The organism is Gaetbulibacter sp. PBL-D1 (assembly GCF_050509525.1).
Classification (GTDB): Bacteria; Bacteroidota; Bacteroidia; order Flavobacteriales; family Flavobacteriaceae; genus Gaetbulibacter_B; species Gaetbulibacter_B jejuensis.
In genome coordinates, this window is sequence record NZ_JBNWKB010000006.1 from 82,296 (window position 1) to 108,569 (window position 26,274).

The following is a 26,274-nucleotide window of genomic DNA, read 5'->3' on the forward strand; positions in this document are numbered from 1 at the left end:
AACCTTAATTAAATACCAAGTCTAAGGGTAAACTATTTCGTAATTTTATTAAAAAATTGTAAATGAGAGTCTTAATTACAGGCGCAACAGGTTTGATAGGAAAAGCAATAGTGAAGCAATGCCATAAAAAAGGTATTGAAGTTCATTATTTAACAACTTCTAAAAATAAAATAAGTACAGCAAGTAACTATAAAGGATTTTATTGGAATCCTAAAAACAATGAAATTGATAGTGAGTGTTTTGTGGGTGTAGATGCTATAATTAATTTAGCAGGAGCCTCAATTTCTAAACGTTGGACACCAAGCTACAAACAACAAATTTTAGACAGTAGAATTCAGTCCTTAGAGTTGTTGAAATCAACCCTTGCAAATGAAAATATTAGTGTAAAGCAAATTATTTCGGCAAGTGCTATTGGTGTTTATCCTGATTCTTTAACCAATTATTATGAAGAAACTTTTGATGAAGTTTCGCCAACATTCTTAGGAAAGGTGGTCAATGCTTGGGAAGATAAAGTTGATGCTTTTAAAGCGTTAAACATAAAAGTAACCAAAGTTAGAATAGGCTTGGTTTTAGATGCTAAGGAAGGTGCGTTACCAGAAATGGTTAAACCTGTAAAGTTTGGTGCTGGAGCAGCTTTTGGCGAAGGCACACAATGGCAATCTTGGATTCATGTAAAGGATTTAGCTAGACTTTTTGTGTATACATTTACTGAAGAACTTGAAGGCGTTTATAATGGTGTAGCTCCCAATCCTGTGACCAATAATGAGTTGATTAAAGCTATTGCAAAACAAAAAAAGAGACCTTTGTTATTACCTAATATTCCAAAATCTATTATGAAACTTCTATTAGGAGAGATGCATATACTGCTTTTTGAAAGTCAAAGAGTGAGTAGTAAGAAAATAGAAGATGAAGGATTCCATTTTAAGCATCATCATTTACAACCAACACTTGAAGATTTATTAAAATAAAACATATAAAAAAAGCCACTCCAAAAAAGAGTGGCTTCAAATTTTATCTTGAAAATTAATTAAGACTTGTTAGCCTTAACAGTAATTTTTAATTCAATATCATCGTTGATGAACTTATCACCTAAGTTATCAAAGAACGATTTTGAACCGTATTTTACGTCCCATTTAGAACGGTCAATAGTAAATGTTTCACTAGTGATAGTAACAGAATCTCCACTTTCAGTAACTGTTACAGGAATAGTAATGTTATTAGTTTTCTCTTTTAACTTTAAGTTTCCAGATAAGTTTCCGTTTTCAAAACCAGTTACTTCAAAACCAGCAGAAGGGTATTTTTCTACGTCAAAGAAATCAGCATTTTTTAAATGACCAACTAATTTACCGTTCATTTCTTCTTCAGCAGGAATATCAGTAACAGTAATAGAATTCATGTCAATTAAAAACGTACCACTTTCAATAGCTCCATCTTTTACAGTAACTACACCGCTTTCAACAGCAATAGTTCCGTCATGGCTTCCTGTAGGTTTGTAACCTTTCCAAGTTATAGTTGAAGCAGCAGCATCCACTGAGTATTTAGTGGCTTCTGCAGTAGTTTCAGCTACTGTTTCAGCATCTGTAGTTTCAGCTTCTTTAGCCTTATCTTTGCAACCAACAACTGCAAGTCCTAAAAACGCTACAAATAAAATATTTAAAAAATTAGTTTTCATATAAAGTTTAAGTTTTTGTGTTAAAGAACAAATTTAAATATTTAAAAAGACACTTTTGTTAAAAAAGAGTAAAAAATATTTAGTGACATTTTGACATTTTAATAATAATGGCAGTACTTTTGCCAACTATTATTCGAAGAATAAAGCGCACTTAACAATGAGTAAAAAAGATAAAAGCGAACAAGCTGAAAAAGAACAAATACAAGAAGAAGTAACTACTGATACAGCTCAGGTAGAAGAACTTAGCATAGAAGAAAAACTAAATGAAGATTTAGCAAAAGAAAAAGACAAGTTTATGCGTCTTTTTGCTGAATTTGAAAACTACAAAAAGCGTACTGCCAAAGAGCGTCTAGATTTATTTAAAACTGCAAGTCAGGATGTAATGTTGGCAATGTTGCCAGTTTTAGACGATTTTGAAAGAGCTTTAACGCATATTGAAGAAGATAAAGAAGCTGAAGATTTAAGAAAAGGTGTATTGCTCATCTACCAAAAACTATTAAAAACCCTAGAGCAAAAAGGGTTGAGCGCTATTGTAGTAAAACAAGGAGATATGTTTAATGCAGATGACCATGAAGCTATTACCCAAATTCCTGCTCCAAGCGACGATTTAAAAGGAAAAATTATAGACGTTGTTGAAAAAGGATATAAGCTAGGAGATAAGGTAATACGTTTTCCTAAAGTGGTTATTGGACAATAAAAGATATGGCAAAAAGAGATTATTACGAAGTATTAGGAGTCAGTAAACAGGCTACTGCAGCAGAAATAAAAAAAGCTTACCGTAAAATGGCATTAAAATACCATCCTGATAAAAATCCGGATGATAAAGATGCTGAAGCTAAATTTAAAGAAGCAGCCGAAGCTTATGAAGTTTTAAGTAACGCTGACAAGAAAGCACGTTATGACCAATTTGGTCACCAAGCATTTGAAGGCGCAGGAGGCTTTGGTGGTGGAGGTATGAATATGGATGACATATTCAGTCAGTTTGGTGATATTTTTGGAGGTGCTTTTGGTGGAGGTGGTTTCTCTGGTTTTGGTGGCGGATTTGGTGGAGGTCAAAGACGCGCTAAAGGAAGTAACTTAAGAATTAGAGTGACTTTAACACTAGAAGAGATTGCTAATGGTGTTGAGAAAAAAATCAAAGTAAAACGTAAAATTCAAGCACCAGGAACAACCTATAAAACTTGTGGTACTTGTAATGGAACAGGTCAGGTTACCAGAATAACCAATACCATTTTAGGTAGAATGCAAACCTCTGCACCATGTCAAACCTGTGGAGGAGCTGGTCAAACTATTGATAAAAAACCTGCTGATGCTGATGCACAAGGTTTAAAAGTTGCTGAAGAAACCGTTTCAGTAAAAATTCCTGCAGGTGTGGTTGATGGTATGCAGCTTAAAGTTACAGGAAAAGGTAACGATGCTCCAGGAAATGGTATCTCTGGTGATTTGTTGGTTGCTATACAAGAAGAAGAGCACCCAACCTTAAAACGTGAAGGTGACAATTTGCATTACGATTTATATGTAAGTCTTCCTGATGCGGTTTTAGGAACCTCTACTGAGATTGATACTGTTACTGGTAAAGTAAGAATAAAAATAGAAGCTGGTGTTCAATCTGGTAAAATCCTTCGCTTACGCGGAAAAGGAATACCAAGTATTAACGGTTATGGTAAAGGGGATTTGCTAGTTCATGTGAATGTATGGACTCCAAAAACGCTTAATAAACAGCAAAAAGAATTTTTTGAAAACATGAGAGAAGATGAACACTTTGCTCCAAAACCAGAAAGCAGTGACAAGTCATTTTTTGAAAAAGTTAAAGATATGTTTTCTTAAAAAACTCTTAATTTAATAAAAAACACTATATTTGAATATCACTAATTAACTTTAGTGGTAATTTTTCTTTTTCATAGCAATTTTTTCCCATCCTTAATTTTTTAAGGGTGGGTTTTGTTTTTTTAGATACAATTGTTGATATTTAAATGCCTATAAAAAGGCTACTTGTGTAACATTTAATATCTTTACGCAACAAATAAATATATTTCACAAAACAACATATATGAGCAATTTATTAGTGGCTAATTCTGTTTCTAAAAGTTTTGGAAACTTTAAAGCACTAAACAATGTTTCCATTTCTGTACCTACAGGAAGTATATTTGGTCTTCTTGGACCTAATGGAGCAGGGAAAACAACACTTATTAGAATTATCAATCAAATTACAATGCCAGATGAAGGTAGCGTAATGTTAGATGGAGATGCATTGCAACCTCATCATATTCAGGATATTGGTTATTTACCTGAAGAACGTGGACTATACAAATCCATGAAAGTTGGTGAACAAGCATTATACTTGGCACAACTGAAAGGATTGTCAAAATCTGTTGCTAAAGAGCGTCTAAAATACTGGTTTGATAAATTAGATATTGGTGATTGGTGGAATAAAAAAATACAAGAACTCAGTAAAGGACAAGCTCAAAAAATTCAATTTATAGTCACAGTTTTGCATCAACCTAAACTGTTGATTTTTGATGAACCATTTTCAGGCTTTGACCCTATAAACGCCAACTTGATTAAAGACGAGATTTTACAATTGAGAGATGAAGGAGCAACTGTTATCTTTTCAACACATCGTATGGAATCGGTTGAAGAGTTGTGCGACCACATTGCGTTAATACACGAGTCTAATAAAATATTGGATGGTAAATTAACAGATATTAAGCGTCAGTTTAAAACCAATACTTTTGAGGTTGGACTACAAACCGATAACATTAATGAGGTGACTAGATTAATAAAAGATAAGTTTGAAGTGTTTCCAGCTACGTTTAAAAATCTTAATGATGATTTAAAGCTGAACATTAAACTGAACACAAACGACACCTCTAACGATCTACTATCGTTTTTAACATCTAAAGCAGAAGTTCACCACTTTGTTGAAGTTGTGCCAAGTGCTAATGATATTTTTATTCAAACTGTAAAAAATAATTAAGAATGAATCATTTATCACTTATAATAAAAAGAGAATACCTTACAAAAGTTAAGAATAAATCATTCATAATAATGACAATTTTAAGTCCGTTGATTATGATTGCTCTTATTGCTGTGGTGGCTTATTTGACTCAGCTTAACAATAATAAAGAACGTACTATTGCCATTTTAGACGAGTCAGGATTGGTAAGCGATATTTTTAAAGATACAGAACATACCACTTACAAAGTTTTAACTAATACTACTCTTGAAGCCGCTAAAGAAGACGTAAAAACTAATGAAACTTATGGTTTATTGTACATCACCAAAAGTGCAGATACCACTCAGTTTTATAACAATGTTACGTTTTACTCAGAAGACACACCATCTTTAACTGTAATATCTTCTTTAGAAAACAAACTCGAAAAGAAATTTCAGGATATAAAATTGGAAAGAGATGGAGTAGACTTAGAGAAGATAAAATCTTCAAAAACAAGTGTTGATATTTCGCAGGAAAGCTTTTCAGGAGAAACCACTTCAAAAATTGATAATGTATTAAAATTAGCTTTTGGTGGTATAGCTGGTTACTTACTGTTCATGTTTATCATTATTTATGGAAACATGATTATGAGAAGTGTTATCGAGGAAAAAACCAGTAGAATAATTGAAGTCATCATTTCTTCAGTAAAGCCTATTCAGCTTATGATGGGTAAGATTATTGGAACATCCTTAGCAGGTATTACTCAATTTGTAATTTGGGTGATTTTAGGAGGTTTAATGATGCTTATTGTGTCTACAATTTTCGGAATTGATTTTAGTGAGATGCAATCCTCTCAACAACAGCTAATGCAACAAGCTATGGAGAGTCCTGAGTTTGAGTCGCAACTAAAACTTGCTTTTGCAGCATTTCAAAACTTACCAATAGCTAACCTTATACTTGCATTCATCTTTTTCTTTGTTGGAGGCTATTTACTGTACAGTTCTCTATATGCAGCCATTGGAGCAGCAGTAGATAACGAAACAGATACACAACAGTTTATGATGCCTATTTTAATGCCTTTAATTTTGGCAGTATATGTTGGTGTATTCACAGTAATTGAAGATCCACACGGAACCGTTTCAACAGTATTCTCATTTATTCCGTTAACCTCTCCTGTGGTTATGCTTATGCGTATTCCTTTTGGAGTACCAATTTGGCAACAACTGTTGTCATTGGCATTATTAATTGGTACATTTATGTTTACGGTTTGGTTTGCAGCAAAAATTTACAGAGTAGGTATTTTAATGTATGGTAAAAAACCAAGCTACAAAGAGCTTTATAAATGGTTGAAATACTAATTGCATGAAAGATTTTTTAAAAGCTTTAAAAGAATCTTACAAGATTACTGATAATATCTCCATAAGCATCATGGATGTTATTATATTGGTTGTAGTCTTAGTTATTGCAAGTGTAATATTAAGACTTATTCGTAAGCTAATTACTAGAAACCTACCGTATTCTGACAAGCAAAAATTTAAAGTAGTTTTTTCCTACGGAAGATGGTTTATATATGTTGTAATAATGCTAATAACGCTGCACACTTTAGGTGTAAATGTTACTGGTATTTTTGCAGCATCTGCAGCACTTTTAATTGGTATTGGTCTTGCGCTACAAACCCTGTTTCAAGATATTATTTCAGGTGTTTTTATACTTATAGATCAAACAGTACACGTTGGAGACATTATTGAAATAGATGGAAAAGTAGGACGTGTTGAGGAAATTAAATTAAGAACAACTCGAGCAGTAACTATAGATAATAAAGTGCTAATTATTCCTAATCACTTATACTTAACCAATACTTTATACAATTGGACTCAAAACGGAACTATAACTAGAGATAGTGTGTCAGTTGGTGTTGCTTATGGGAGTGATGTACAGTTGGTTAAAAAGCTGTTGTTACAAGCTGCCAATTCGCATCCTGATACTTTAAGCGAACCAGAAACAGCTGTTGTTTTTACCGATTTTGGAGACAGTTCACTTAACTTTAAAGTGGTTTTTACGCTTAATGATAGTTTTAAAGGACAATTTCCGAGAAGCGATATTCGTTTTGAAATTGACCGATTATTTAGAGAGCATAATATATCTATACCATTTCCGCAAAGAGATATTCACATTATATCAAAACCTAAAGAATAAAATATGCCTAAAATATTAATTATAGAAGACGAAGCAGCTATTAGAAGAGTATTGGTTAAAATACTTTCAGAAGAAAATGATACTTATGAGGTTTTTGAAGCTGAAGATGGTCTTGTTGGAATTGAAAAGATTAAAAAAGACGATTTTGACCTAGTACTTTGCGATATAAAAATGCCAAAAATGGATGGTGTTGAGGTTTTAGAAGCTGTTAAAAAATTAAAACCTGAAACTCCTATGGTTATGATTTCTGGTCATGGAGATCTTGATACTGCTGTAAATACAATGCGACTTGGTGCGTTTGATTATATTTCAAAACCACCAGATCTTAATAGGTTGCTGAATACTGTTCGTATTGCTTTAGATAGAAAAGAACTTGTGGTTGAGAACACTAGGCTTAAAAAGAAAGTGAGCAAAAACTATGAGATGATAGGTGAGAGTAAGGCGATTCTTCATATTAAAGAAATGATAGAAAAAGTGTCTGCTACAGACGCTCGTGTACTTATTACTGGACCAAACGGAACAGGAAAAGAGCTCGTAGCGCATTGGTTACATCAAAAGAGTGATCGTTCTAAAGGTCCTTTAATAGAGGTAAACTGTGCTGCAATTCCGTCAGAACTTATCGAGAGTGAATTATTTGGCCATGTAAAAGGTGCGTTTACTAGTGCTGTTAAAGACAGAGCAGGTAAGTTTGAAGCAGCTAATGGAGGTACTATTTTTCTTGATGAAATTGGTGATATGAGTTTGTCTGCTCAGGCTAAAGTTCTTAGAGCATTACAGGAAAATAAAATTCAGCGCGTAGGTAACGATAAAGACATAAAAGTAGATGTAAGAGTTGTTGCTGCAACTAACAAAGACTTGAAAAAGGAAATCGCTGACGGTAAGTTTAGAGAAGATTTGTACCATAGGTTAGCGGTAATATTAATTCAAGTGCCTGCTTTAAATGATAGGAGAGAAGACATTCCGTTATTGGTAGATTTCTTTGCCAATAAAATAGCAACAGAACAAGGTTCGACCAAAAAAGAATTCTCTGATAAGGCTATAAAACTGTTACAAGAATATGATTGGACAGGTAACATTAGAGAGTTAAGAAACGTAGTAGAACGTTTAATTATCCTTGGAGAAAAAATAGTAAGCGAAAATGACGTGAAGTTGTTTGCTTCAAAATAACACCTAACCGTATGAAAAAGAACATTGATATCAACGATTTTAAGGTAACGCAAAACATTTCTTTAAAAAATGTAAGTACTACCTATGACCTTGAAGCAGATAAAGATAAGATTGAAGATGAAATGGAAGAGGTGTGCGAAGACCTTGCTGATATTCAAAATGCAATGTATGCGCATGGTAAATATGCTGTTTTAATTTGTATTCAAGGTATGGATACAGCAGGAAAAGACAGTATGATACGCGAGGTTTTTAAGGAGTTAAACGCAAGAGGTGTTGTGGTGCATAGCTTTAAAGTTCCAACCGAATTAGAGCTAAAACACGATTACCTTTGGAGGCATTACATTGCTTTACCTGCTCGTGGAAAGTTTGGAGTTTTTAATCGTACGCATTACGAAAATGTATTGGTAACAAGAGTGCATCCTAATTATATTTTAAATGAAAACTTGCCTGATGTTCATTCGGTAGAGGATGTTAACGAAGCCTTTTGGGATAAACGTTTTGAGCAAATCAATAATTTTGAAAAGCACATTGCTGATAACGGAACTATTATCTTCAAATTCTTTTTACACCTTTCAAAAGAAGAACAGAAAAACCGATTACTTCGTAGGTTGGAAAAACAAGAAAAAAACTGGAAATTTTCTCCAGGCGATTTAAAAGAGCGCAAACTTTGGGACAACTATCAAGAGTGCTATGAAGATGCTATTAATAGAACGTCTAAAGCACATGCGCCTTGGTACACTATTCCTGCTGATGATAAACCTACAGCACGTTATATTGTAGCCAAAATTTTATACAATACACTGAAGCAGTATGACGATATCAAGGAGCCTGAATTAGATGATGACGTAAAAGAAAACCTTCATATTTACAAACAGCAATTAGAAAATGAATAAGTTTTTAAGTTTTCTTTTAGAGTTTAATGTCATTTAAAACTTATCTTTAGCTTTTTAAAACATTAACCATCTATGAGAAACATTTTATTTCTACTCAGTATTCTTGTATCCATTTCAGTAACTGCACAAGAAGATGCTGATAACATTAAAAAAATATACTCAACATCATTAACCAACGGAAAAAGCTACGAATGGTTAGACCATTTATCTAATCAAATTGGAGGTCGACTTTCAGGTTCTTTAAATGCTGAAAAAGCGGTTGAATATACTAAAGAAGAATTAGAAAAATTAGGTTTAGACAAAGTATGGTTGCAACCAGTTATGGTACCAAGATGGGTAAGAGGCGCGCCTGAGTTTGCATATATTGAAACCTCTCCAGGAAAGACTACAAGTGTAAATATTTGTGCCTTAGGAGGCTCGATAGCAACTCCAAGTGGAGGCATAAAAGCTAATGTAGTTGAGGTTAAAAGTTTGGATGAATTAGAGACTCTAGGCAAAGAAAAAATAGAAGGTAAGATTGTGTTTTTTAATAGACCAATGCAAGCCGACTTAATCAATACTTTTGAAGCTTATGGAGGTTGTGTAGACCAAAGATATGCTGGAGCAAGAGAAGCAGGAAAGTTTGGAGCTGTTGGTGTAATTGTACGTTCAGTTAATTTAAGGTTAGACGATTATCCGCATACAGGAAGCATGAGTTATGGCGATTTACCTAACTCACAACGTATTCCTTCAGCAGCAATAAGCACTAACGATGCTGAGTTGCTAAGTAATATGCTAGGTTTAAATAAAGATATTAAGTTTTACTTCAGTCAGCATTGTCAACAATTAAAAGATGTGCAGTCTTATAATGTTATTGGAGAAATTATAGGTAGTGAATTTCCTAACGAATATATTATTGTTGGAGGTCATTTAGATTCATGGGATTTAGGTGATGGTTCTCACGATGATGGAGCAGGTTGTGTGCAATCTATGGATGTGTTACGATTGTTAAAAGAAAGTGGTATAAAACCAAAGCGTAGTATTCGTGTGGTGTTGTTTATGAATGAAGAAAACGGACTTAGAGGAGGACGAAAATATGCTGAAGTTGCAAAGGCAAAAGGCGAGAAGCACGTTTTTGCTTTAGAAAGTGATTCGGGTGGATTTACACCTAGAGGATTTACTTTTGATTGCAGTGATGCGGTTTATAATAAAGTTTTAGGTTGGAAAGAACTCTTTAAGCCCTACTTAATTCATTATTTTGAAAAAGGAGGAAGTGGAGCAGACATTGGACCTTTAAAAGATGATAATATTGTATTAGCAGGTTTAAGACCAGATTCTCAACGTTATTTTGATCACCATCATGCAGCTAATGATACTTTTGAGCATGTTAATAAAAGAGAGCTAGAGCTTGGTGCTGCAACAATGACTGCTTTGGTATATTTGTTTGATAAATATGGTACTGAAACAATAACTACAGAACAACAGTTAAAAGATTAATAGGTATGAAAAAAGTATGTTCAGCGTTATCCTTATTTTTTACGCTATCCATTGTGGCTCAAAATAATGATGATAATTTACCTTATTACGAAATCCCTGAATATTCAGATACTTACACAGCAGGAACTGTAGCCGCAAGAATGATAGATGGTTTAGGGTTTAGGTTTTATTGGGCTACAGATGGATTGACAGAAGAGGATTTAAGTTATAAACCTATTGGTGGCTCACGCTCTACAGGAGAAACCGTTGATCATGTTTTAACACTTTCTTATGTGATTTTAAGTGCAGCTTTACATCAACCATATGATAAAAAAGATACATCACAATTAAGTTTTGTAGAAAAACGTAAACAAACATTAATCAATTTAAAAACAGCTGCTGATATTTTAAGAGCTAGTGATGATGTATCAAAATTTGTTATTGTTTTTGGAGAAAGAGAAAATCCTTTTTGGAATGCTATTAATGGCCCAATTGCTGATGCAATATGGCATTCAGGACAAATAGCATCTTATAGAAGAACTTCAGGAAATCCAATAAATTCTGATATTAATCATTTTACAGGTACTGTGAAAAGTAATTAGTTTACTAAGGCTGTAATTTCACTAGCTATATGTTTTATTTTTTCGCGAGTAATAGGTTTAATAATGTAGTTTGAAACGTTTTGGTACTCGTTAGCTTTTTGAATATCGTTAGGATCAATTGAGGAACTAACAATAAAAATGATAATTTTCTTTTTGGTTTTGTGTTTTACAAACTCATCAAGAAACTGCCATCCATCCATAATAGGCATATTCAAATCCAGTAAAATAAGTTCAGGAAGTTCTTCTTCATTATTAGCATCCATTAATGGCGTTAAATGATTTATGGCATCTTCTCCGTTAGGAAATACTAAAATGTTTTGACAGATTTTTTCCTTATCGAACATCTTTTTTGTTGTAAAAACAAAAATAGGATCGTCGTCTATTATATATAGGGTGTTAATTGATTTCATGTTTTAAATGTAGTAAAAATGTTGTACCAATACCTACTTCACTTTCAACTTCTATTTTTCCACCTATAGCTTCTACCTGATTTTTGGTTATAAATAACCCAAGACCTCTAGAATCTTTGTGCTTGTGAAAGGTTTTGTACATCCCAAATAATTTTTTTCTGTGTCTGTTTAAATCGATACCCATTCCATTGTCTTCAATTTTTAAAATAAGATATTGGTTATCGTCAGTAAAACTAGTACTAATATTAATTTTTGGAGCAACATCAGGCTTTTTATACTTTATACTATTACTTATAAAATTTAAAAGAATACTGTCTAAATAAGCAGGTACAGTATCAATGATAAGATGTTTTGGTACATTATTGATTATGCTTCCATCATTTTCTAAGATGTGTGCTTTTAAGCTTTCTTTTGTTTTGTTTATGGCTTCATAAAGATTGGTTGGTGTTAAATCTTCATGCAGTTTTGTGTTTAAAATAGCAACTTGGTTAAGGTTTTCTACCGTTTCACTTAAATTATTAACTGCAGTGTCAACTAGAGGAAAATAGCTATTATCAGTAGCTTCAGGTTCTTCGTGTTTCATCAAATCTAGTAACATTTCTAAGTTACCAGAATGTGAACGCAAATTATGCGAAACTATGTGAGCAAAGTTTAATAATCTTGAATTTTGGTCTTTAGTGATTTCTAAAAGGGTGTTAACTTTTTTCTGAGATTCTTTTCGTTTAGTAATATCATTTATTTGAGCGACTAGGTGAAGAGGTGTGTCATCTTCATTACTAACTAAAGATACATTAAGACTAGCCCAAATTATACTTCCATTTTTATGAAGATATCTTTTTTCTATTTGAAAATTTGAGATTTCATTACTTAATAGTTTTGCAAATTTTTTATCTCCTAAAGTAGTGTCTTCTTTGTGAGTTATATCTTTAAAATTAAAAGTTTTAAACTCATCAGTAGTATAACCTAGCATGTTTCTTAAGCTTTGGTTTACCCTAATGAATTTACCCTCTAAACTTACAATAGCCATTCCAATGGAGGCACTGTCAAAAGTTTTTCTAAACTGTTGTTCTCTTAGTGCAACCTTTTTTTGAGTTTTATTTTTCTCAGTAATGTCTTGAAATAGTCCTTGAACTTTTACGCATTTTTCATTCTCTAATACAGGAAAACCAATAGCGCGAACCCATTTTTCTCGACCTTTAGCACTTACAAGTTCTAATTCTACGTCATAAGGTTCTCCTTGCTCAATACACCTATTGAAATAGTAAGTTATTTTATCTCTAGAGTAGCCTTCTTTGTAAAAATCTAGTGCTTTTTCAAGTTCTATATTATAGGATTTTCCAACATCATGAATTTCTCTAGTTATATCACTCCATTGAATTTCATAAGGTTCTAGTAATACTTGCCATGTACCAATTTTTGCAGCTTTCTGAATAAAATCGAGAACTTGCTGAGAGTCGTTTACATTGAATTGCATATATAGCTATTAGTTTTAAGGTATTATTGGGATAATTCAAATATACAATTTGAAATGAAATTTGCAATTATACCGTTACTAATAACTTAATGGTTTTGATTACTTAACAATGTTTGAGTATGCTTCTTAAACATTTAATCGGTCTTTTTACGTTTAATAAATCTTATAACAAAGAAAATAGCAGTTAGTAAACCTATAAAAACAGCTGTAGCTATCATTTCTTTATGAGAAAGATTAGATAAGAAATATATAATAATGCCAATTGATAGAATTGGAACAGTTAGTCCACCAGGAATTTTAAATTCACCAGCCTCAGATTTTTTAGTTTTCCTAAGTTTTATAACTGAAAGTGCTACACCCAAGTAAAGTAAAAGAATAGAGCTAGTAGCAATAATTACAAGTTGTTCAAAACTTCCTGTAGATGCAAATAAAAACACCAAAAAACCATGTACAATAATTGCAATGTATGGTGTAGCAAATTTAGGGTGGATTTTAGCTAGTGGTTTTATAGGAATAACTTTATCTCTAGCTAAAGCATACATTACTCTTGGTGAGTTTAGCAAGTCGCCACTAACCATACCAAACATTGAAACAGCGGCTCCAATGGTAAGTAAAACATAACCAAATGTTCCCATTGATATTTTTGCGGTTTCAGCTAGAGGTGTTGCTTTGTGGTTTATTAAATCAGTTCCAAGAACACCTTGCGACACCGTTTGAATAAGAATATATAATACTACTACAGAGCCTATGCTGAAAAAAATTGAACGAGGTATTGTGCGTTTAGGATTCTTAATTTCTCCACCAACAATTAACCCAGTTTCACAACCTAAAAAAGCAAAAAAGAGAATTAATGAGGATTCACCAAGTTGACCTAAGGTAGGTAATGTCTCAATATGCAAATTAGACACTGATATGTTTTTAAACCCTAAAACCACTAAAACAATTAAAGGAATAACTTTTAAAAGTGTGTTGATTTTCACCAAACCAATACCTTGTTTTATACCTCTTACATTAATTGTAACCAGTAATACATACACTATAAGTAACGAAAGTACTCTGTAAGAAGTTAATTCAAACAAAGGGTTGAATGTTGCTATAATATTTAATAGCGCATTAGCTACTGCTGCAGATGCAAGTATATTACTACCTGAAGCAAAAATACCTGCAAGAAAACCTGCATAATCACCAAAAGCGGTTTCAATGTAAGTGTAAGGACCTCCAGTATTATTTACTTTACTTCCTGCTTCAGCAAAGCAGAGTACTATTAATGCAATAAGAATTCCACAAAAAATGTAAGAAAAAATACTTGCTGAACCCATAATGCCAGCAATTACAGCAGGAAGAGCAAAAATTCCAGCTCCAATCATAATGTTCATTATATTGGCAGATAACCCAAAAACACCAATGGAGCGTTTTAAGCCTTCATCTTTTTTTATCATCTTTTAAGTGTTAGTTTTTTACCATAAGTTAATTGTCTCCAAATCCATTCCATTGGGCCAAATTTAAAATAGTTAAGCCATAGTTTGCTGAGAATAACTTGAAGAACAAAAATAGTTAAGGCAATTAGCATCACAATAGTAAAACCATATTTTCCAGTTTGATTGAATCCAAAACCGTAAAAAATAATTATTGAAATAATGGTTTGTGTGAGGTAGCATGTTAATGCCATTTTTCCAACAGGCTTAAACCAGTTTAAAAAACTTACTTTTCTTTTGCATAGTAAAGCAATTCCTGCAGCAAAAGCCATAGCTAATGGTACAGTGCCAAAGGCATAAGTTAGTATATGTAAGATTTCTAGTGACACATTTTTTACGCTAAAAAATTCTATATAACCTCTTATGAAGTTCATTGGTAAACCTAGTAGAATTCCAATAAGTAAGCTCTTCCTTAAAAATGGAATATTGTTTAATAAATTTTCATTTAAAATTTTTCTTCCAGCCCAAATGCCTAATAAGAAAATACCAAAAACTTTAAAAATGCGACCTTCTTCTAAAATCATACCTATCCTAATAAATGCATTTCCTAAACTCATTTTAAAAAAATCAGGAAGGTTTGTGTTGGTTAAAAAAGCTACAATGTTAGGTTGTAAGTGGCCATTCATTTCTATAACTGGCATTCCAAAATGTTGATATATATTTGTACTTAGTTGAAAGTAAGTTCCAGGATAAAATATTCCAGTAAAGTATATAAATGCCCAATTTACAATAGGGGCTAAAATTAAGATTATGGCAGTAACTAAAAGTGTTTTATTTGATTTTTTAATAAACCAAATCAAGAAAAAGCCCAAAAGCGCATAGAGTGTTAAAATATCACCAGGCCATAAAAGAAACAAGTGTATTAATCCAAACACTAAGAGCCAAAACATACGTCTCCTAAAAAAACGAGCAAATGCCTTGTTGTGTGAAGTGACATTGTTAAACTGGATAGTACAACCTATGCCAAAAAGTAATGAGAAAATAGAATAGAATTTTCCATCTACAAGCACATACATTATATAGTTGAAAATTTCATCGGTAGCCCAATTTATTTCTCTTAAGTTGCTATCTGCATTGACAAACCAAAGTCCAGAAAAAAACGGAATATTTGCAGTGAAAATAAACATAATAGCGATGCCTCTTAGAATATCTAAATATTCTATGCGATTATTTTTTACAACAGGGTTAATGGTTTGGTTTTGCATAAGGTTGGTTTTTTAAATTTTTAATTAAGAAGAGAGTATTTTATTAAAAGATTATCATCTTTCCGCCATCGAATCCAACCAGTTCCTAGGGTTTTATAATTATTATCTTGTAATTCAACATACAACCATTCATTTTGAATTTTTATAGGTCGCATAAAGCTATATGGTATAGTTACTGTTTCAGCATGCTCTAAAGGTTTTATATATACTTTATAGGCAGAAGGTTCTCGAAACTCAACACTATGAACACCCAATAAAAACTCTGGCCAATATTGAAGTTTTCCAGCGTATCTGTCTACAAAAGCAGTTTGGTTGATTCTAGTATTTACAACTACTTCAATAAAATCATGTGATATGGATTTTACTTTGAAATACAGCATGTCATAATCCAGTTTCAAATGCTCTGGCATTAACCAAGAAGGAGCAGTTGCTATATCAAAACCTCCATATTCTCGTTGTTTAAATGTTATGCTATCAACAGGTATATGTTCTTGAACAGATTTCCTATGAGTTAAATTTCCATAGAAATAGAGCGTTTTGTGCTCATAAAAGTTAGGAGAGAACATACCTAAACCCATTTCATTTTTAAGTTGTTTTTCAACGTTTGTGCGTGTTAACATCGCCATAGGTTTTGCATCTAAAGTTGGAGTAGTAGGTTGTTCCTTTTTAGGGAGCTCATCTTTTAATTTCTCTTGTTGTCGTTTTTGGTATTTTAGTGTGAAATATGTAAATGAGGCAATAACAATGAGCGTTAAAAAAATATTGATTTTAATGATTAGATTTCGTTTAGATTTTATAGCTGTAAGTATTGATAAGAGCAACCCAATAAAGGCTCCAATAACGCCATAACCCAATACAATTGCACCACCAGCTAGCATTTGTCCTTTACCAGCTTCGGTAATACCTGCATAAATTAATCCTAAAAAGAAAAAGGCAATTATTGATAAAAAATACATTAATAAGCTATAAGGTTTAACCGCTTGATGTGCCATAATTAATAGGTTATTGTTTTAGTAACAGTTTCGCCTTTTTTCACTTCAATTGTAAATGTTTCGGTTTTTCCTTTATGCACTCCAAGGGTTACAACTTTAACTTTATAAGTCCCTGTGCTTAATAAAAATTCTCTAGGGTTGCTACTACTAGATGTATAGGTTCTTGAGGCTGCCACATTTTTATTGGCATCTACTTCATGGAAGTTAACAGTAGCATCAATTAATTCGCCACTTGAAGTTTGTACACCAACCATCACTTTTCCAGTGTCAAAATTATGGGTTAGTGGAGTTGTGGTGTTCGATTTTACTTCAACATTATCTATCTCAAAGTAGGTGTTGACACCTTTCATTACAAGGCCCTGAAAAGTAACTTTATATTTTCCAGCTGGTACTTCCATGGTTTTAGAACGACCATAAGTTCGAGTATTAGAGGCTACTTTCCCATTTGAGTCAAACATTTTTACCACAGCATCCCAACCTTCGCCATTATTAGTAGCGGTAACTTCTAGTGTGCCTCCATCAAAACTGATTGTTTCATGTTTTGTTTCCCCTTCTTTCATCTCAACTGTAATTGAAGTTCCAGGAATGTCTGAACCTTCAAGAGGTCTAATGGCAATGTCGTATTTTCCAGGAGGTAAATGTACCCAAGCTGAATCTCGATAAGTTCTTGATCCATCAACAGTTTCATTGGTTCCAGCTTTTGTTGCTTTTACCCATGCATCTACAGGTTCTCCGTTTTTTGTTGTATAAATAGAAAAATTGCCTTCGGGTTTATCTACTGTTGCTGATGTTGCTTCAGTAAGACCTTCTCCTAATGCACTAGCGTTTGAAGCGTCATAATACTTTCCGCCTCCAGCATCAGCAGCACATTTAAGCTGTTCGGTTTCATTTTCTTTTAAACCAAAACCAACAATGTGCAATTTAAAATCAATGCCACTTGCTTTAGCTTGTGCTACAATATCACAGAGATTGCCATCACACGACTCAATTCCATCGGTCACTAAGATTATAGTGGCTTTTACATTGTTTTCTTTTAAAGAGTTTATAGCTAAAGTTGCAGATCGTGCTAATGGTGTTTTCCCTAAGGGATTAATAGTTTTTACAGTTTCAGTGATTTTTGATTTAGAAGTATTGGTTATGTCTGCCATGTACTCAATATCATCACAGTCACCTTTGGTTCTATGTCCATAAGCAATAAGCCCAACATGTTGGTTTTCGGGTAGGTTGTTTACGGTTGTTGACATTACTTCGGAAGCAATTTCTTTTTTGGTTTTTCCATCAAGTTGTCCCCACATTGAACCACTTGCGTCATAAATAAATAAAATTGGCGAAGGAGCTTTTTGTTCTTGTGAATAGGTTTGAATAACGAATCCAAACAAAGAGAAAAGAATAACTAAACGTTTCATTTTTAAAAAATTTAATAAGAAGTAGATGAATCTCTTAAAAGTAAAATGGGAACGGGTTAAATTGTTGCGTTTTAAAATAAGCATAAAAGTCTTTTAAATGAGTGCTATTAATCAAAAGACTTGAGGAACAATTGTTTATAAATATAGTGTTTTGTTTGATTAGTTTTAACTTTTGAATAAAATCAATTTATGTTTAATCGCTATAACTAATGTTTATGTTTTTAAAGCTTTTTACTTTTTCTTGATGTTTTTTAAAGTTGGTGAATTTCAAAATTACAATAGTAAGTAATGGGATAAGAGCGATTAGTAAAAATAGAGCTTCCCAACTAAAATAAGATTTAAGCATTCCCAATAGAGCAGCACCTGTAGATCTTCCTAAGTTGGAAATAGTCATGTATAAAGTAAATTGACTGGCTGCTACGGTTTTCCAGCAAAGATGCATTGCTGCAGCAAAAATAGCTATGGTTAAAGAAACATATAAACAACCGTAAAGAAACATAAAACCATAAACAACTATTTTACTACTCCATGAATTTACTAAGAAAGAAAAGATAAGTATTGAAATGATTATCAAAATAAGATAGTGGTTAATCATTTTTAATTTTCCATGTTTATCCACCAAATAACCACCAATAAGCATCCCAACAATACCAGAAATAATATTGACTGTTGAGAAAACTTGAGAGAAACTCGTGTTAGTCCAACCTAACTCCTGTACCGTAAAAATCGGAAATAAGGCATCTACCACACCAAACAAATTGCTGACTACAAATACAGCAATTAAAAACAACATACTTGTAGGTTGTTTTACCACTTTAAGTAAGTTATTCAATAGTTGTTTCCAATTTCTACTTTGTTTATTTAGAGATTCTGAAGATATTTTGCCTTTAGTCCATGGTAGTAGTTTTTCACCAGGTCGCTCTTTTATGAAAATAGGAACTAAAATTATTAATGCTACAGTAATAGCTACTGAAGAAATAGCTAATGAAAACCCAATAGTATTAATCAAGAATGTACCAACTAGTAATGATAGGGAAGTACCTATTATCTTCGTTCCCCACATAAGCCCATTAGCCCTTGCTTGTTCTTTGACAGGAACCATATCTATAGCCATACCATCGGTTGCGACATCTTGAAAAGCACCAAAAAAGTTGACGCAGAATCCTGCAACCATAAGTCCTGTTATGTTATTAAGAGGGTCAGGTACAATACCATAAGCCAAAAAACTTAAGATTAACCCTAATTGCCCTAAAATTACCCAAGGTCGTTTTCTGCCCATGCTTAAAAATGTGTAACGATCCATTAGAGGTGCAACCACTATTTTAAAACTCCATGGAATTAAAGCAATACTTATAAAAGTGGCAATTTCAGCTGGAGATTTTCCATTCATAGCTAACCAAGCAGGTATGGCATAAAATGTAATGCCTTCTGGAATGCCCTGCGCCAAATACAATATCGAAAACGAAACATATCTCGTAATGACATTGTTACTTAGGGTTTTATGTGGTTTTATATTTTGTGATTTCATTCTTCAGGTATTAACAGTTAAAAACCCTAGATTAAATGTTGGTAGGATCTATGAATATCACCACATCGCAATCTTTGGTAAAATTTTTCAATTCAGATTTTATTGAAGTGTCCAATTCACATACATGAAGGTTTTCAGCATGTTCCAGTTCCATTAAATGATGATAGTTCTCTTTCTTTTTAATGTCTAAAGTTGAGATTTTCACATCAAAATTTTGATTTAAAAACAGGGATACAACATTATCATCTATGTATCCTGAACCACCTATGATACCTACTATTTTCATTTTGGGTTATTTGGTTTAATGTTCTGTTTTTTTTAATCCATAGATGTTCAAAATTTGTAGAGATATAATCGCATTCTGTTGGTTGACGACCTGATAAAACTCCTGAAACCATTACTTTCTCTTCACTAACAATTTTTAACTCTAGATTAGTAATTTCAATTTGTGTCCATTGGTTGATTAAAACAGCTTCAAGCGTTATAAAGTTTCTATTGTTTAAGCTTACAGTCTCAGTTCTCGACAATTCCCAATCCATTAACTGCTCTAAGGTCTTTAAAGATGTTGACGTCAGTTTGTTATCTTGTACTAAACTGTAATACAATGTTATGGAGTTTAGGTCTTGATTGTTTATTGTTGATTGAGAAACCCCAAAGTTTGATAGTAACAGTAAAGCTGAGTATAGAATTATTTTACCCATGATTTTGTATTACTTAAGGTAGATGCAATGGTTATAAGATCAGCTCTATAAATATTTAACACTAAACTTTAATGATGTTTTACTTATAACCATTGATTTAGTCATCTCCACCAAAACTAAAATCTACCTTTTTGTGAGTTGGTTATTTAGAAGCTTCGGCTTCTTGTTGCGACAATTCTTTTTTACTAGCTTCAATAGCTTGAAGTTCTAAGATAACCTCTGTTGGATCCCAGTAACCTAATTGTCTTACAATTTTACCATCAGCAAATCTATATGTAAGATGAACAGGCATTGTAATTTCTTTACCAGTTTCTTTCATTGTACCTTTCCATTCTAGCCAACAGTTTACCCAAGTTTCGCCATCGTCAGTTACTACCATTTCATATTCTGGATCATTGTCGGTAAACCCTCTGCTAGAGTAGTAATTTTCATTAGCTTTATGAAACGACATAGTTTCTTCTACAGTCATAAACTTATCAGAGTTGAAGTAAGTTTTACAAGTGTCAACATAAAAGCTGGTATCATAATTCTTGGCATTGTATTGCTGTATCGCTTTTTTTACTGTTTCAATTTCAGGCGACTGTTGTGTATAGCGTTTGCTTTGCTCTTGGCAAGCTGTAAATAAAACTAGTACAATACTTAAAATAAATAGCTTTTTCATTGGTTTAGGTTTTATTGTTTACTGTAGCTTAAATCAGGTCGCATCCAGCCAGATATTTCACTGTAACTTGAAATAAGACTATTTAAATTGTCAAAAAGCGGTCTAGCTTCTTCACCTAAGAGTTTCCAATTGTCTTCAGAAACTTGTTCATAATCCAAAGCGCTTTTAGCTGAAATAACCACAACAAATCTATCTCCAACGTGCCCAAAACCGTTTTGGTAAATGCGATAGTGCATTTTGGAATTTTTTTGTGCAAACAAATCTTTAATAGCTTTTATTGCTTCTCTGGTTTTACTTACGTTTTTGGCTGCAACATCCATAAAAATCCATCTTCGGTAGTTTTGCCCTTCTTGAGTTGTACTCATCCCATCTGGCATGTAAGACAGGTTTTCATTTAGTAATGTAATGTAGCTACCGTGTTTGTCGTAGCATTCGTTAAAACGCTCAAAGTAAGAGGTGAATTTTTCTTCACCTACGGTTTTAGCAAAATCTTCCATTGGATCTTCATCTAAATCTGCAAATTTTTCAACAGGAGTAATAGTTAAAAATGTACCATCATCCATTTGTGCAACACTCCAAGATTCTGAAAAATTATGCTTTTCACATAGTGCTTTAAACTCTTTAGCAACTTCAACATAGTCATTGTGCTTTGAAGGTTTCACTTGATCTTCATGAATAAGAAAAGCTTGAACCTGAGCTACTGTTACCATTGGAAGTACCAATAGTATAGCCAAAAGCAATAGTTTAGATTTCAATGTGTTTGAGGCACTAATTGTTTTTAAAGTTTTCATGATTAATAGTGTTTTTTGAATTATTTTTTGTCTAGGTTAGATAGTCCCGAGAACATCTCATCGGTATGCATTACAAAGTATTTGTTGAACTTTTTAAAGAATGCATCTCTATCATTTTCAGTTTTCCAAGCAGAATTAATTAACTCTCCTTGCTTTACACTTGCAGCTTCAACATCATTCCAGTTGGCATACTCTGTAACGAATACTAAATCTCTAGAATCGCTACCTGAAAGATGTCTCATTGCACGCTCGCTTATGATTTTGTCATTAGGTAGAACAACCTTTTTTTGGAACTCTTCTAATAATGAAGCTAATTCGGCTTGTGAGCCATTTTCTGGAATTGTAATTTTCCATGTGGTAACTGTAAATACAGTATTGTCTTGAGCACTTGCGTTTGTTGGTGCAAGCATTAGTAATAAAGCTAATACTAACGTAGTTTTTAAAATTTTCATGATTAATAGTTTTAATGGTTAATTAATAGTGATTTATTTTTGATTTGGTATCTAAATAACTAATAATCAATGATTGAAAGAAGTGGTTTAGGACGAATGGATATAAATACTGTCCGAAGGGTAGGTTATAGTTTTCTAAGTGGGAAAATTAAATAGTATGTAGCCTTTTTAGTAATTCTTCTTTTAAAGTTTTACTAACAGGAATCGCTTTTTTAGCAATAACCACATGGCTTGTGGCAACTTCATCTATGTGCGAAATATTAATGATAAATTATCTGTGAATACGTAAAAAATGCATTTCTGGAAGTTTTTCATCTAAATCCTTTAAAGTGATAACCAATAGGTACTCTTTGCTTTTGGAGTGAATCCTACAATAGTTGCGTTCAGCTTCTATGTAAAGAATATCTTTAATATCCACTTTTACCATTTTTTCATGATGACGTACAAATATAGAATCGCTTAAAATAAAAGGAGAAGGGTTGTTTTCTACAGTTTTTGTAGTGTTTTGTTTAAGGTCTTGTTTAGCAATTACAAGTTCAATAGCATGCTGAAGGTCTAGTTTTTTAAAAGGTTTTGATATAAACGCATGAGGATTGGTAGCTTTTGCTTTATTAAAATGAGCATCATCAGCATTTGCTGTAAGGTAAATGATTGGGATATCAAACTCTTTTTGAATCAGTTTTACGGTTTCTACGCCATCGAGAGCTCCTTTTAAGTTAATGTCCATTAAAATAATATCAGGAGTGTCTTGTCTTACATTAATAATAGCTTCTTCACCACGAGGAATAACACCAGTAACTTCATAACCCAAAGAAGAGAGTTGTAACGAAATATTAGCTCCAATAACCATTTCGTCTTCTACAATTAATATTTTTGATGGTTGCGACATTAGGTTGATGTATTAAGTTTGAATTGAAATAAAACTGCTGTTCCTTTATCAATAATTTCTTGCATTTTTCCATTAAGCTGAAGTGTTAATAATTGAATAAGCTGTGAGCCAAATCCTGAGCCTTTTGCTGGTGCATTTTTTACTTTGCCAATGCCATTATCCTCTACTTTTAATGTAAGCGTAGCGTCGTTATTTTTTTTAAGACTAATGTTTATAATCCCTTTTGCGTCATCAGGAAAAGCATATTTTATTGCATTTGTGAGTAGTTCGTTTACTATAAGGCCAATAGGTACAGCTGTGTCTACGTCTAGTTCTAGATTTTCCATAGCACATTCTATTTTTACTTTGTTTTCAGCATTAAAAGAGTCTAAAATACCATCGCCTAAGTTTATAAAATAGTCTTTCATTTCTATGGCTCCTAAGTTTTCGCCTTGATAGAGTTTTTGATGGATAATTCCCATAGATTGCACTCTGTTTTGGCTTGCTATCATAGCTTCTTTAGTTGCTGAATCATTTAATTGAGCAGATTGCAAACTGATAAGGCTTTTAACCATCTCGAGATTGTTTTTTACACGATGGTGAATTTCCCTAAGCAGTAATTCGTTTTGTTTGTTTTTGGTGTCGAGTTCTTTATTTAAGATTTGAAGTTCTTGATTTCGCTTTTGACGTTTTCGGTAATTGTAAAACAACCCAAAGAGGATAAATGCTAATAAACTAGCAAGTATAATGTAGAGTATTTGTGTGCGTTTTTGTTGCGCTATTTTTTCATCCTGAAAATAGATAGTAGCATTTTTTTGACCAGTTTCATATTTTGCTTGAGCTTCAGATTCTAACCCGAAAATGACATTGTCTTTAAACTCTTCTAAGGTTTGAGCATATAAATGATGATAATGCAATGCAGATTCATACTCACCCAATGACTCATAAATATTGGATACATGCATATAGTTTTCCCAAAGGTTTCTAACTCTACCTGTTTTTTTTATAAGCTCAATGGCTTTGAGGTTATAGGGCAATGCTTCTTCATATCTACCTTGCATATAATATACATGACCAGTATTTGCAAGTGATGGGATGAGATAACGCTCTAAACCTAGTTTGGTTGAATTGTCATAATTAGCTTGATAATCTGCAATAGCTTCATCATAGCGTTCCATGTATTTATAGATATTTCCTCGCCAGTTTACTGAAGCCATCATAGGAATTCCGTATTCGTTCAATTCCTTGTATAAGTCAATAGAAGTGTTAATGCTTTCAAGTGCTTCTTCTAGGTTTGAAGTAGAAAATAATTGATCAAAAGCCTTAAAACGATAGGTTTCGGCTAGTTCAACTTTTGCATTATCAAGCTGTTCTAATATTGCAATGGCTTTGTCACACCATTCAACTCCTTCAGCATAACTACGTTCGTAATATTTTAGGTCGCAAATAGCTGCATAGCATTGAGCAATCCCTTTTTTATTGTTTGTTTTCTCATATAACTCCAGAGCTTCATAGGTTTTTTTTGTTGCCTGAGCATAATCAGCTTTTACCATTAAAAGTTCTTTGTGTTTTAGATATACATTGGCTAAAGCATTATTGTTTTCTTGTTGAGTATAGATGTCTTTAGCTTTTTCAAGATAAATAAAAGCTGAATCTAGTTTAGAATAGTCTTTATGATAGGTGATTAAAAAGCTGTATGATTTGGCAAGCGCATCAGAATTTTTGGTAGTATTTGATAGTGCAATGGCTTTATGCGCATTTTTTGAAATATGCGTAGAATCTTTTGAATTATGGATGTGATTATCTAACCAATTGAGCAGCGAATCTAATTTTTTAGAATTAGAATGTTGTGCAGAACAGGTGATTGCAAATAGTAATGCAAAAAAAATGGTTAGTTGTTTCATAAGCCTTAAATAAGCTATTAATTAAGACTTTAGGGTAAGCTAAAGGTAATAAAAAAAGAAATATAAAGCTTTTATTTGAAAATCTTAGTTTCAATAGGTTTTGTAGATGAAAACGCTTTTAGACTAATTTTATACACTTTTTTTGAAGGTACTTTTGAAAATTCATCTACATGATAGCCTCCAAAAATATAAAGTGCATTTTTGTAATAATGCATTTCAGTTTCTTTTAAATGTAAATCTATTTTAAACTGTTTAAGTGTTTTTGCGGTAGTGTTGTAAGTAAATATATTGTCGTCATCAAAAATATAAATTGTGTCGTTGGAATTACAGAGAGAAGGTCTTTTTATACCAAAAAATAAATCAGCTTCATGAGTCCATTCTCCTAAAGTTAAGTTATAAGATTCAATTTCTTTTAATGCTTTACCATTGAATCCGCCAATTAAGTAAATCGTGTTTCCAATGATAATGCCTTGGGTTTCCTTGGGTTTTGTGAGATTTTTTAATTCATACCAAAGACCAGAATCTAAGTTGTATATATGAGATTCATTAGTAAAAATTTTGTCTCCATTTTTTTTAAGTTTAGTAGAGCCTCCCATTATTACTATGTTTCTGTCATAAGCAATTGCAGTAAAATTTATTGCTTGATGCGGAAAAGTTTCATCTTCAATAATTTTGGTAGTGTTTAAATCAACAACCTCAATTGTGTTTTTTAGGTATTCACGTTTTCTATTTGTTGAAAGACTTTTTCCTCCTAAAACATATATGGAATCATTAACCGAAACAATTTTATGATATGCTCTTTCTTGGAGTTGTGAAGGTAAAGTAGTTAATGTTTCGTTGTCAAGATTGTAAACCTGAATTTTATCAGTGTATTTTTCCCAAGTATAATTACTTCTTAATGCCTTTAAAAAATCACTAAGGCTAGCTTCAGGTATTTCACTTACCTGTTTAAATACTCTTTTATTTATATCTTCAATATGTGATACATCACCACCAACTATATATACATTGTTATTGATAATTATAGAGCTAGAAGCATAAACACCTTTACTTAAAGGTTCAATCTTTTCATAAGATATTTTAGGTTTTAATTTTATGTTTGAAGTGACTGTAACTTTATTCAGAGCTTCTATTTTGCTCTTTAAAAGTATGGTATTTTGGTTTTTATGAAAATCTTCAACACTCACTTTTATTGTGGAGTAACCAATAGCTGAAAAAGTAATGCTGTCTTTGTTTGAAGGTTTGGTTTTGAGTTTTAATCTAAACTTTCCAGAAGAGTTAGTTGCAGTTCCTGTTTTACCGTCTTTAAAAATAACACTAACACTTTCTAATGGAATTTTTGTGTCAAAATCTAAAACTACACCTTCAATGGTTTGACCATGTAATGAAAGAGATAACAAAAACAGTATTAGAGCAATTTTTTGCAAATTATAGTATAGTTTGCAATAAAATTAAAAAATAAAGATGTTAAATGCAGTCAATAAAAG

General features: G+C 32.5%; 26 protein-coding genes. 10 read left to right on the forward strand and 16 right to left on the reverse strand.

Going from position 1 to position 26,274, the window contains the following annotated elements; genetic code table 11:
• Positions 1–62: 62 nt before the first annotated feature.
• Positions 63–968, forward strand: coding sequence for a TIGR01777 family oxidoreductase (locus ACQ0RB_RS06610; protein WP_134201056.1), 906 nt, complete (start codon positions 63–65; stop codon positions 966–968).
• A gap of 59 nt (positions 969–1,027) precedes the next feature.
• Here ACQ0RB_RS06610 and ACQ0RB_RS06615 read toward each other — a convergent pair whose 3' ends face one another.
• Complete coding sequence (locus tag ACQ0RB_RS06615) at positions 1,028–1,672, reverse strand: YceI family protein (protein ID WP_129761608.1); 645 nt, start codon at positions 1,670–1,672, stop codon at positions 1,028–1,030.
• Between the two features lie 157 nt (positions 1,673–1,829).
• On the opposite strand from ACQ0RB_RS06615, the gene ACQ0RB_RS06620 reads away from it, so the two are divergent.
• From ACQ0RB_RS06620 to ACQ0RB_RS06660, 9 genes are all read left to right on the forward strand, one after another.
• A complete protein-coding gene (locus tag ACQ0RB_RS06620) occupies positions 1,830–2,369 on the forward strand; it encodes a nucleotide exchange factor GrpE (protein ID WP_129761609.1) in 540 nt (179 codons plus the stop codon).
• A gap of 5 nt (positions 2,370–2,374) precedes the next feature.
• Positions 2,375–3,499, forward strand: a complete 1,125-nt coding sequence (dnaJ, locus tag ACQ0RB_RS06625; RefSeq protein ID WP_430497368.1) for a molecular chaperone DnaJ — start codon at positions 2,375–2,377, stop codon at positions 3,497–3,499.
• Between the two features lie 223 nt (positions 3,500–3,722).
• Positions 3,723–4,649, forward strand: coding sequence for an ABC transporter ATP-binding protein (locus ACQ0RB_RS06630; RefSeq protein ID WP_430497370.1), 927 nt, complete (start codon positions 3,723–3,725; stop codon positions 4,647–4,649).
• Positions 4,650–4,651: 2 nt separating this feature from the next.
• The gene (locus ACQ0RB_RS06635) at positions 4,652–5,965 is read left to right on the forward strand and encodes an ABC transporter permease (protein ID WP_335974649.1); all 1,314 of its coding nucleotides are present in this window, start codon (positions 4,652–4,654) and stop codon (positions 5,963–5,965) included.
• A 4-nt stretch (positions 5,966–5,969) separates the two neighbouring features.
• Positions 5,970–6,803 (forward strand): mechanosensitive ion channel family protein, encoded by an 834-nt coding sequence (locus tag ACQ0RB_RS06640; RefSeq protein WP_131507808.1) that lies wholly within the window; start codon positions 5,970–5,972, stop codon positions 6,801–6,803.
• Between the two features lie 3 nt (positions 6,804–6,806).
• Positions 6,807–7,970 carry a sigma-54-dependent transcriptional regulator gene (locus ACQ0RB_RS06645; protein WP_129761614.1) on the forward strand — a complete coding sequence of 388 codons (1,164 nt, stop codon included), beginning with the start codon at positions 6,807–6,809 and terminating at the stop codon, positions 7,968–7,970.
• An 11-nt stretch (positions 7,971–7,981) separates the two neighbouring features.
• Positions 7,982–8,863: a PPK2 family polyphosphate kinase gene (locus ACQ0RB_RS06650; protein WP_131507806.1), complete on the forward strand. Its 882-nt coding sequence runs from the start codon at positions 7,982–7,984 to the stop codon at positions 8,861–8,863.
• A 72-nt stretch (positions 8,864–8,935) separates the two neighbouring features.
• The gene (locus tag ACQ0RB_RS06655) at positions 8,936–10,339 is read left to right on the forward strand and encodes a M20/M25/M40 family metallo-hydrolase (protein WP_430497377.1); all 1,404 of its coding nucleotides are present in this window, start codon (positions 8,936–8,938) and stop codon (positions 10,337–10,339) included.
• A 5-nt stretch (positions 10,340–10,344) separates the two neighbouring features.
• On the forward strand, positions 10,345–10,920 hold the full coding sequence (locus tag ACQ0RB_RS06660; RefSeq protein ID WP_430497379.1) for a DinB family protein: 576 nt from the start codon (positions 10,345–10,347) through the stop codon (positions 10,918–10,920).
• On the opposite strand, the gene ACQ0RB_RS06665 is transcribed toward ACQ0RB_RS06660, so the two are convergent.
• The 15 genes from ACQ0RB_RS06665 to ACQ0RB_RS06735 all read right to left on the reverse strand — a co-directional run bounded on the left by ACQ0RB_RS06665 (position 10,917) and on the right by ACQ0RB_RS06735 (position 26,214).
• Positions 10,917–11,330: a response regulator gene (locus ACQ0RB_RS06665; RefSeq protein ID WP_262732602.1), complete on the reverse strand. Its 414-nt coding sequence runs from the start codon at positions 11,328–11,330 to the stop codon at positions 10,917–10,919. The two genes, ACQ0RB_RS06660 and ACQ0RB_RS06665, sit on opposite strands and share 4 nt — an antisense overlap.
• Positions 11,317–12,804 (reverse strand): PAS domain-containing sensor histidine kinase, encoded by a 1,488-nt coding sequence (locus ACQ0RB_RS06670; protein ID WP_262732603.1) that lies wholly within the window; start codon positions 12,802–12,804, stop codon positions 11,317–11,319. Before ACQ0RB_RS06670 ends, ACQ0RB_RS06665 begins: the two co-directional genes overlap by 14 nt.
• 134 nt (positions 12,805–12,938) lie before the next feature.
• Complete coding sequence (locus tag ACQ0RB_RS06675) at positions 12,939–14,243, reverse strand: APC family permease (protein ID WP_262732604.1); 1,305 nt, start codon at positions 14,241–14,243, stop codon at positions 12,939–12,941.
• A complete protein-coding gene (locus ACQ0RB_RS06680) occupies positions 14,240–15,484 on the reverse strand; it encodes a DUF418 domain-containing protein (RefSeq protein ID WP_262732605.1) in 1,245 nt (414 codons plus the stop codon). Before ACQ0RB_RS06680 ends, ACQ0RB_RS06675 begins: the two co-directional genes overlap by 4 nt.
• Positions 15,485–15,504: 20 nt before the next feature.
• Positions 15,505–16,476, reverse strand: a complete 972-nt coding sequence (locus ACQ0RB_RS06685) for a hypothetical protein (RefSeq protein WP_430497382.1) — start codon at positions 16,474–16,476, stop codon at positions 15,505–15,507.
• 2 nt (positions 16,477–16,478) lie between these two features.
• Complete coding sequence (locus ACQ0RB_RS06690) at positions 16,479–17,882, reverse strand: vWA domain-containing protein (protein WP_430497384.1); 1,404 nt, start codon at positions 17,880–17,882, stop codon at positions 16,479–16,481.
• Positions 17,883–18,075: 193 nt separating this feature from the next.
• Positions 18,076–19,410 carry an MFS transporter gene (locus ACQ0RB_RS06695; protein ID WP_430497386.1) on the reverse strand — a complete coding sequence of 445 codons (1,335 nt, stop codon included), beginning with the start codon at positions 19,408–19,410 and terminating at the stop codon, positions 18,076–18,078.
• Between the two features lie 31 nt (positions 19,411–19,441).
• Positions 19,442–19,696, reverse strand: a complete 255-nt coding sequence (locus ACQ0RB_RS06700) for a lactate/malate family dehydrogenase (protein ID WP_131507786.1) — start codon at positions 19,694–19,696, stop codon at positions 19,442–19,444.
• Positions 19,653–20,111, reverse strand: coding sequence for a hypothetical protein (locus ACQ0RB_RS06705; protein ID WP_430497388.1), 459 nt, complete (start codon positions 20,109–20,111; stop codon positions 19,653–19,655). Before ACQ0RB_RS06705 ends, ACQ0RB_RS06700 begins: the two co-directional genes overlap by 44 nt.
• A gap of 142 nt (positions 20,112–20,253) precedes the next feature.
• Positions 20,254–20,772, reverse strand: coding sequence for a nuclear transport factor 2 family protein (locus ACQ0RB_RS06710; RefSeq protein ID WP_430497390.1), 519 nt, complete (start codon positions 20,770–20,772; stop codon positions 20,254–20,256).
• 11 nt (positions 20,773–20,783) lie between these two features.
• A complete protein-coding gene (locus tag ACQ0RB_RS06715) occupies positions 20,784–21,563 on the reverse strand; it encodes a hypothetical protein (protein WP_430497392.1) in 780 nt (259 codons plus the stop codon).
• Between the two features lie 20 nt (positions 21,564–21,583).
• Positions 21,584–22,015, reverse strand: a complete 432-nt coding sequence (locus tag ACQ0RB_RS06720; protein ID WP_430497394.1) for a hypothetical protein — start codon at positions 22,013–22,015, stop codon at positions 21,584–21,586.
• Positions 22,016–22,286: 271 nt separating this feature from the next.
• The gene (locus ACQ0RB_RS06725; RefSeq protein WP_430497396.1) at positions 22,287–22,904 is read right to left on the reverse strand and encodes a response regulator; all 618 of its coding nucleotides are present in this window, start codon (positions 22,902–22,904) and stop codon (positions 22,287–22,289) included.
• A complete protein-coding gene (locus ACQ0RB_RS06730; RefSeq protein ID WP_430497398.1) occupies positions 22,904–24,787 on the reverse strand; it encodes a sensor histidine kinase in 1,884 nt (627 codons plus the stop codon). Before ACQ0RB_RS06730 ends, ACQ0RB_RS06725 begins: the two co-directional genes overlap by 1 nt.
• Before the next feature lie 71 nt (positions 24,788–24,858).
• A complete protein-coding gene (locus tag ACQ0RB_RS06735; RefSeq protein ID WP_430497399.1) occupies positions 24,859–26,214 on the reverse strand; it encodes a Kelch repeat-containing protein in 1,356 nt (451 codons plus the stop codon).
• Positions 26,215–26,274 lie beyond the last annotated feature (60 nt).

Bases quoted from the DNA above. Each gene is read 5' to 3' on its own strand.
- ACQ0RB_RS06660 (WP_430497379.1), top strand. From the start codon at position 10,345: ATGAAAAAAGTATGTTCAGCGTTATCCTTATTTTTTACGCTATCCATT.
- ACQ0RB_RS06655 (WP_430497377.1), top strand. From the start codon at position 8,936: ATGAGAAACATTTTATTTCTACTCAGTATTCTTGTATCCATTTCAGTA.
- ACQ0RB_RS06620 (WP_129761609.1), top strand. From the start codon at position 1,830: ATGAGTAAAAAAGATAAAAGCGAACAAGCTGAAAAAGAACAAATACAA.
- ACQ0RB_RS06730 (WP_430497398.1), bottom strand. From the start codon at position 24,787: ATGAAACAACTAACCATTTTTTTTGCATTACTATTTGCAATCACCTGT.
- ACQ0RB_RS06720 (WP_430497394.1), bottom strand. From the start codon at position 22,015: ATGAAAATTTTAAAAACTACGTTAGTATTAGCTTTATTACTAATGCTT.
- ACQ0RB_RS06685 (WP_430497382.1), bottom strand. From the start codon at position 16,476: ATGGCACATCAAGCGGTTAAACCTTATAGCTTATTAATGTATTTTTTA.
- ACQ0RB_RS06695 (WP_430497386.1), bottom strand. From the start codon at position 19,410: ATGAAATCACAAAATATAAAACCACATAAAACCCTAAGTAACAATGTC.
- ACQ0RB_RS06635 (WP_335974649.1), top strand. From the start codon at position 4,652: ATGAATCATTTATCACTTATAATAAAAAGAGAATACCTTACAAAAGTT.
- ACQ0RB_RS06675 (WP_262732604.1), bottom strand. From the start codon at position 14,243: ATGATAAAAAAAGATGAAGGCTTAAAACGCTCCATTGGTGTTTTTGGG.
- ACQ0RB_RS06700 (WP_131507786.1), bottom strand. From the start codon at position 19,696: ATGAAAATAGTAGGTATCATAGGTGGTTCAGGATACATAGATGATAAT.
- ACQ0RB_RS06640 (WP_131507808.1), top strand. From the start codon at position 5,970: ATGAAAGATTTTTTAAAAGCTTTAAAAGAATCTTACAAGATTACTGAT.
- ACQ0RB_RS06650 (WP_131507806.1), top strand. From the start codon at position 7,982: ATGAAAAAGAACATTGATATCAACGATTTTAAGGTAACGCAAAACATT.
- ACQ0RB_RS06615 (WP_129761608.1), bottom strand. From the start codon at position 1,672: ATGAAAACTAATTTTTTAAATATTTTATTTGTAGCGTTTTTAGGACTT.
- ACQ0RB_RS06710 (WP_430497390.1), bottom strand. From the start codon at position 20,772: ATGAAAAAGCTATTTATTTTAAGTATTGTACTAGTTTTATTTACAGCT.
- ACQ0RB_RS06630 (WP_430497370.1), top strand. From the start codon at position 3,723: ATGAGCAATTTATTAGTGGCTAATTCTGTTTCTAAAAGTTTTGGAAAC.
- ACQ0RB_RS06610 (WP_134201056.1), top strand. From the start codon at position 63: ATGAGAGTCTTAATTACAGGCGCAACAGGTTTGATAGGAAAAGCAATA.
- ACQ0RB_RS06715 (WP_430497392.1), bottom strand. From the start codon at position 21,563: ATGAAAACTTTAAAAACAATTAGTGCCTCAAACACATTGAAATCTAAA.
- ACQ0RB_RS06680 (WP_262732605.1), bottom strand. From the start codon at position 15,484: ATGCAAAACCAAACCATTAACCCTGTTGTAAAAAATAATCGCATAGAA.
- ACQ0RB_RS06705 (WP_430497388.1), bottom strand. From the start codon at position 20,111: ATGGGTAAAATAATTCTATACTCAGCTTTACTGTTACTATCAAACTTT.
- ACQ0RB_RS06665 (WP_262732602.1), bottom strand. From the start codon at position 11,330: ATGAAATCAATTAACACCCTATATATAATAGACGACGATCCTATTTTT.
- ACQ0RB_RS06670 (WP_262732603.1), bottom strand. From the start codon at position 12,804: ATGCAATTCAATGTAAACGACTCTCAGCAAGTTCTCGATTTTATTCAG.
- ACQ0RB_RS06725 (WP_430497396.1), bottom strand. From the start codon at position 22,904: ATGTCGCAACCATCAAAAATATTAATTGTAGAAGACGAAATGGTTATT.
- dnaJ (WP_430497368.1), top strand. From the start codon at position 2,375: ATGGCAAAAAGAGATTATTACGAAGTATTAGGAGTCAGTAAACAGGCT.
- ACQ0RB_RS06645 (WP_129761614.1), top strand. From the start codon at position 6,807: ATGCCTAAAATATTAATTATAGAAGACGAAGCAGCTATTAGAAGAGTA.
- ACQ0RB_RS06690 (WP_430497384.1), bottom strand. From the start codon at position 17,882: ATGAAACGTTTAGTTATTCTTTTCTCTTTGTTTGGATTCGTTATTCAA.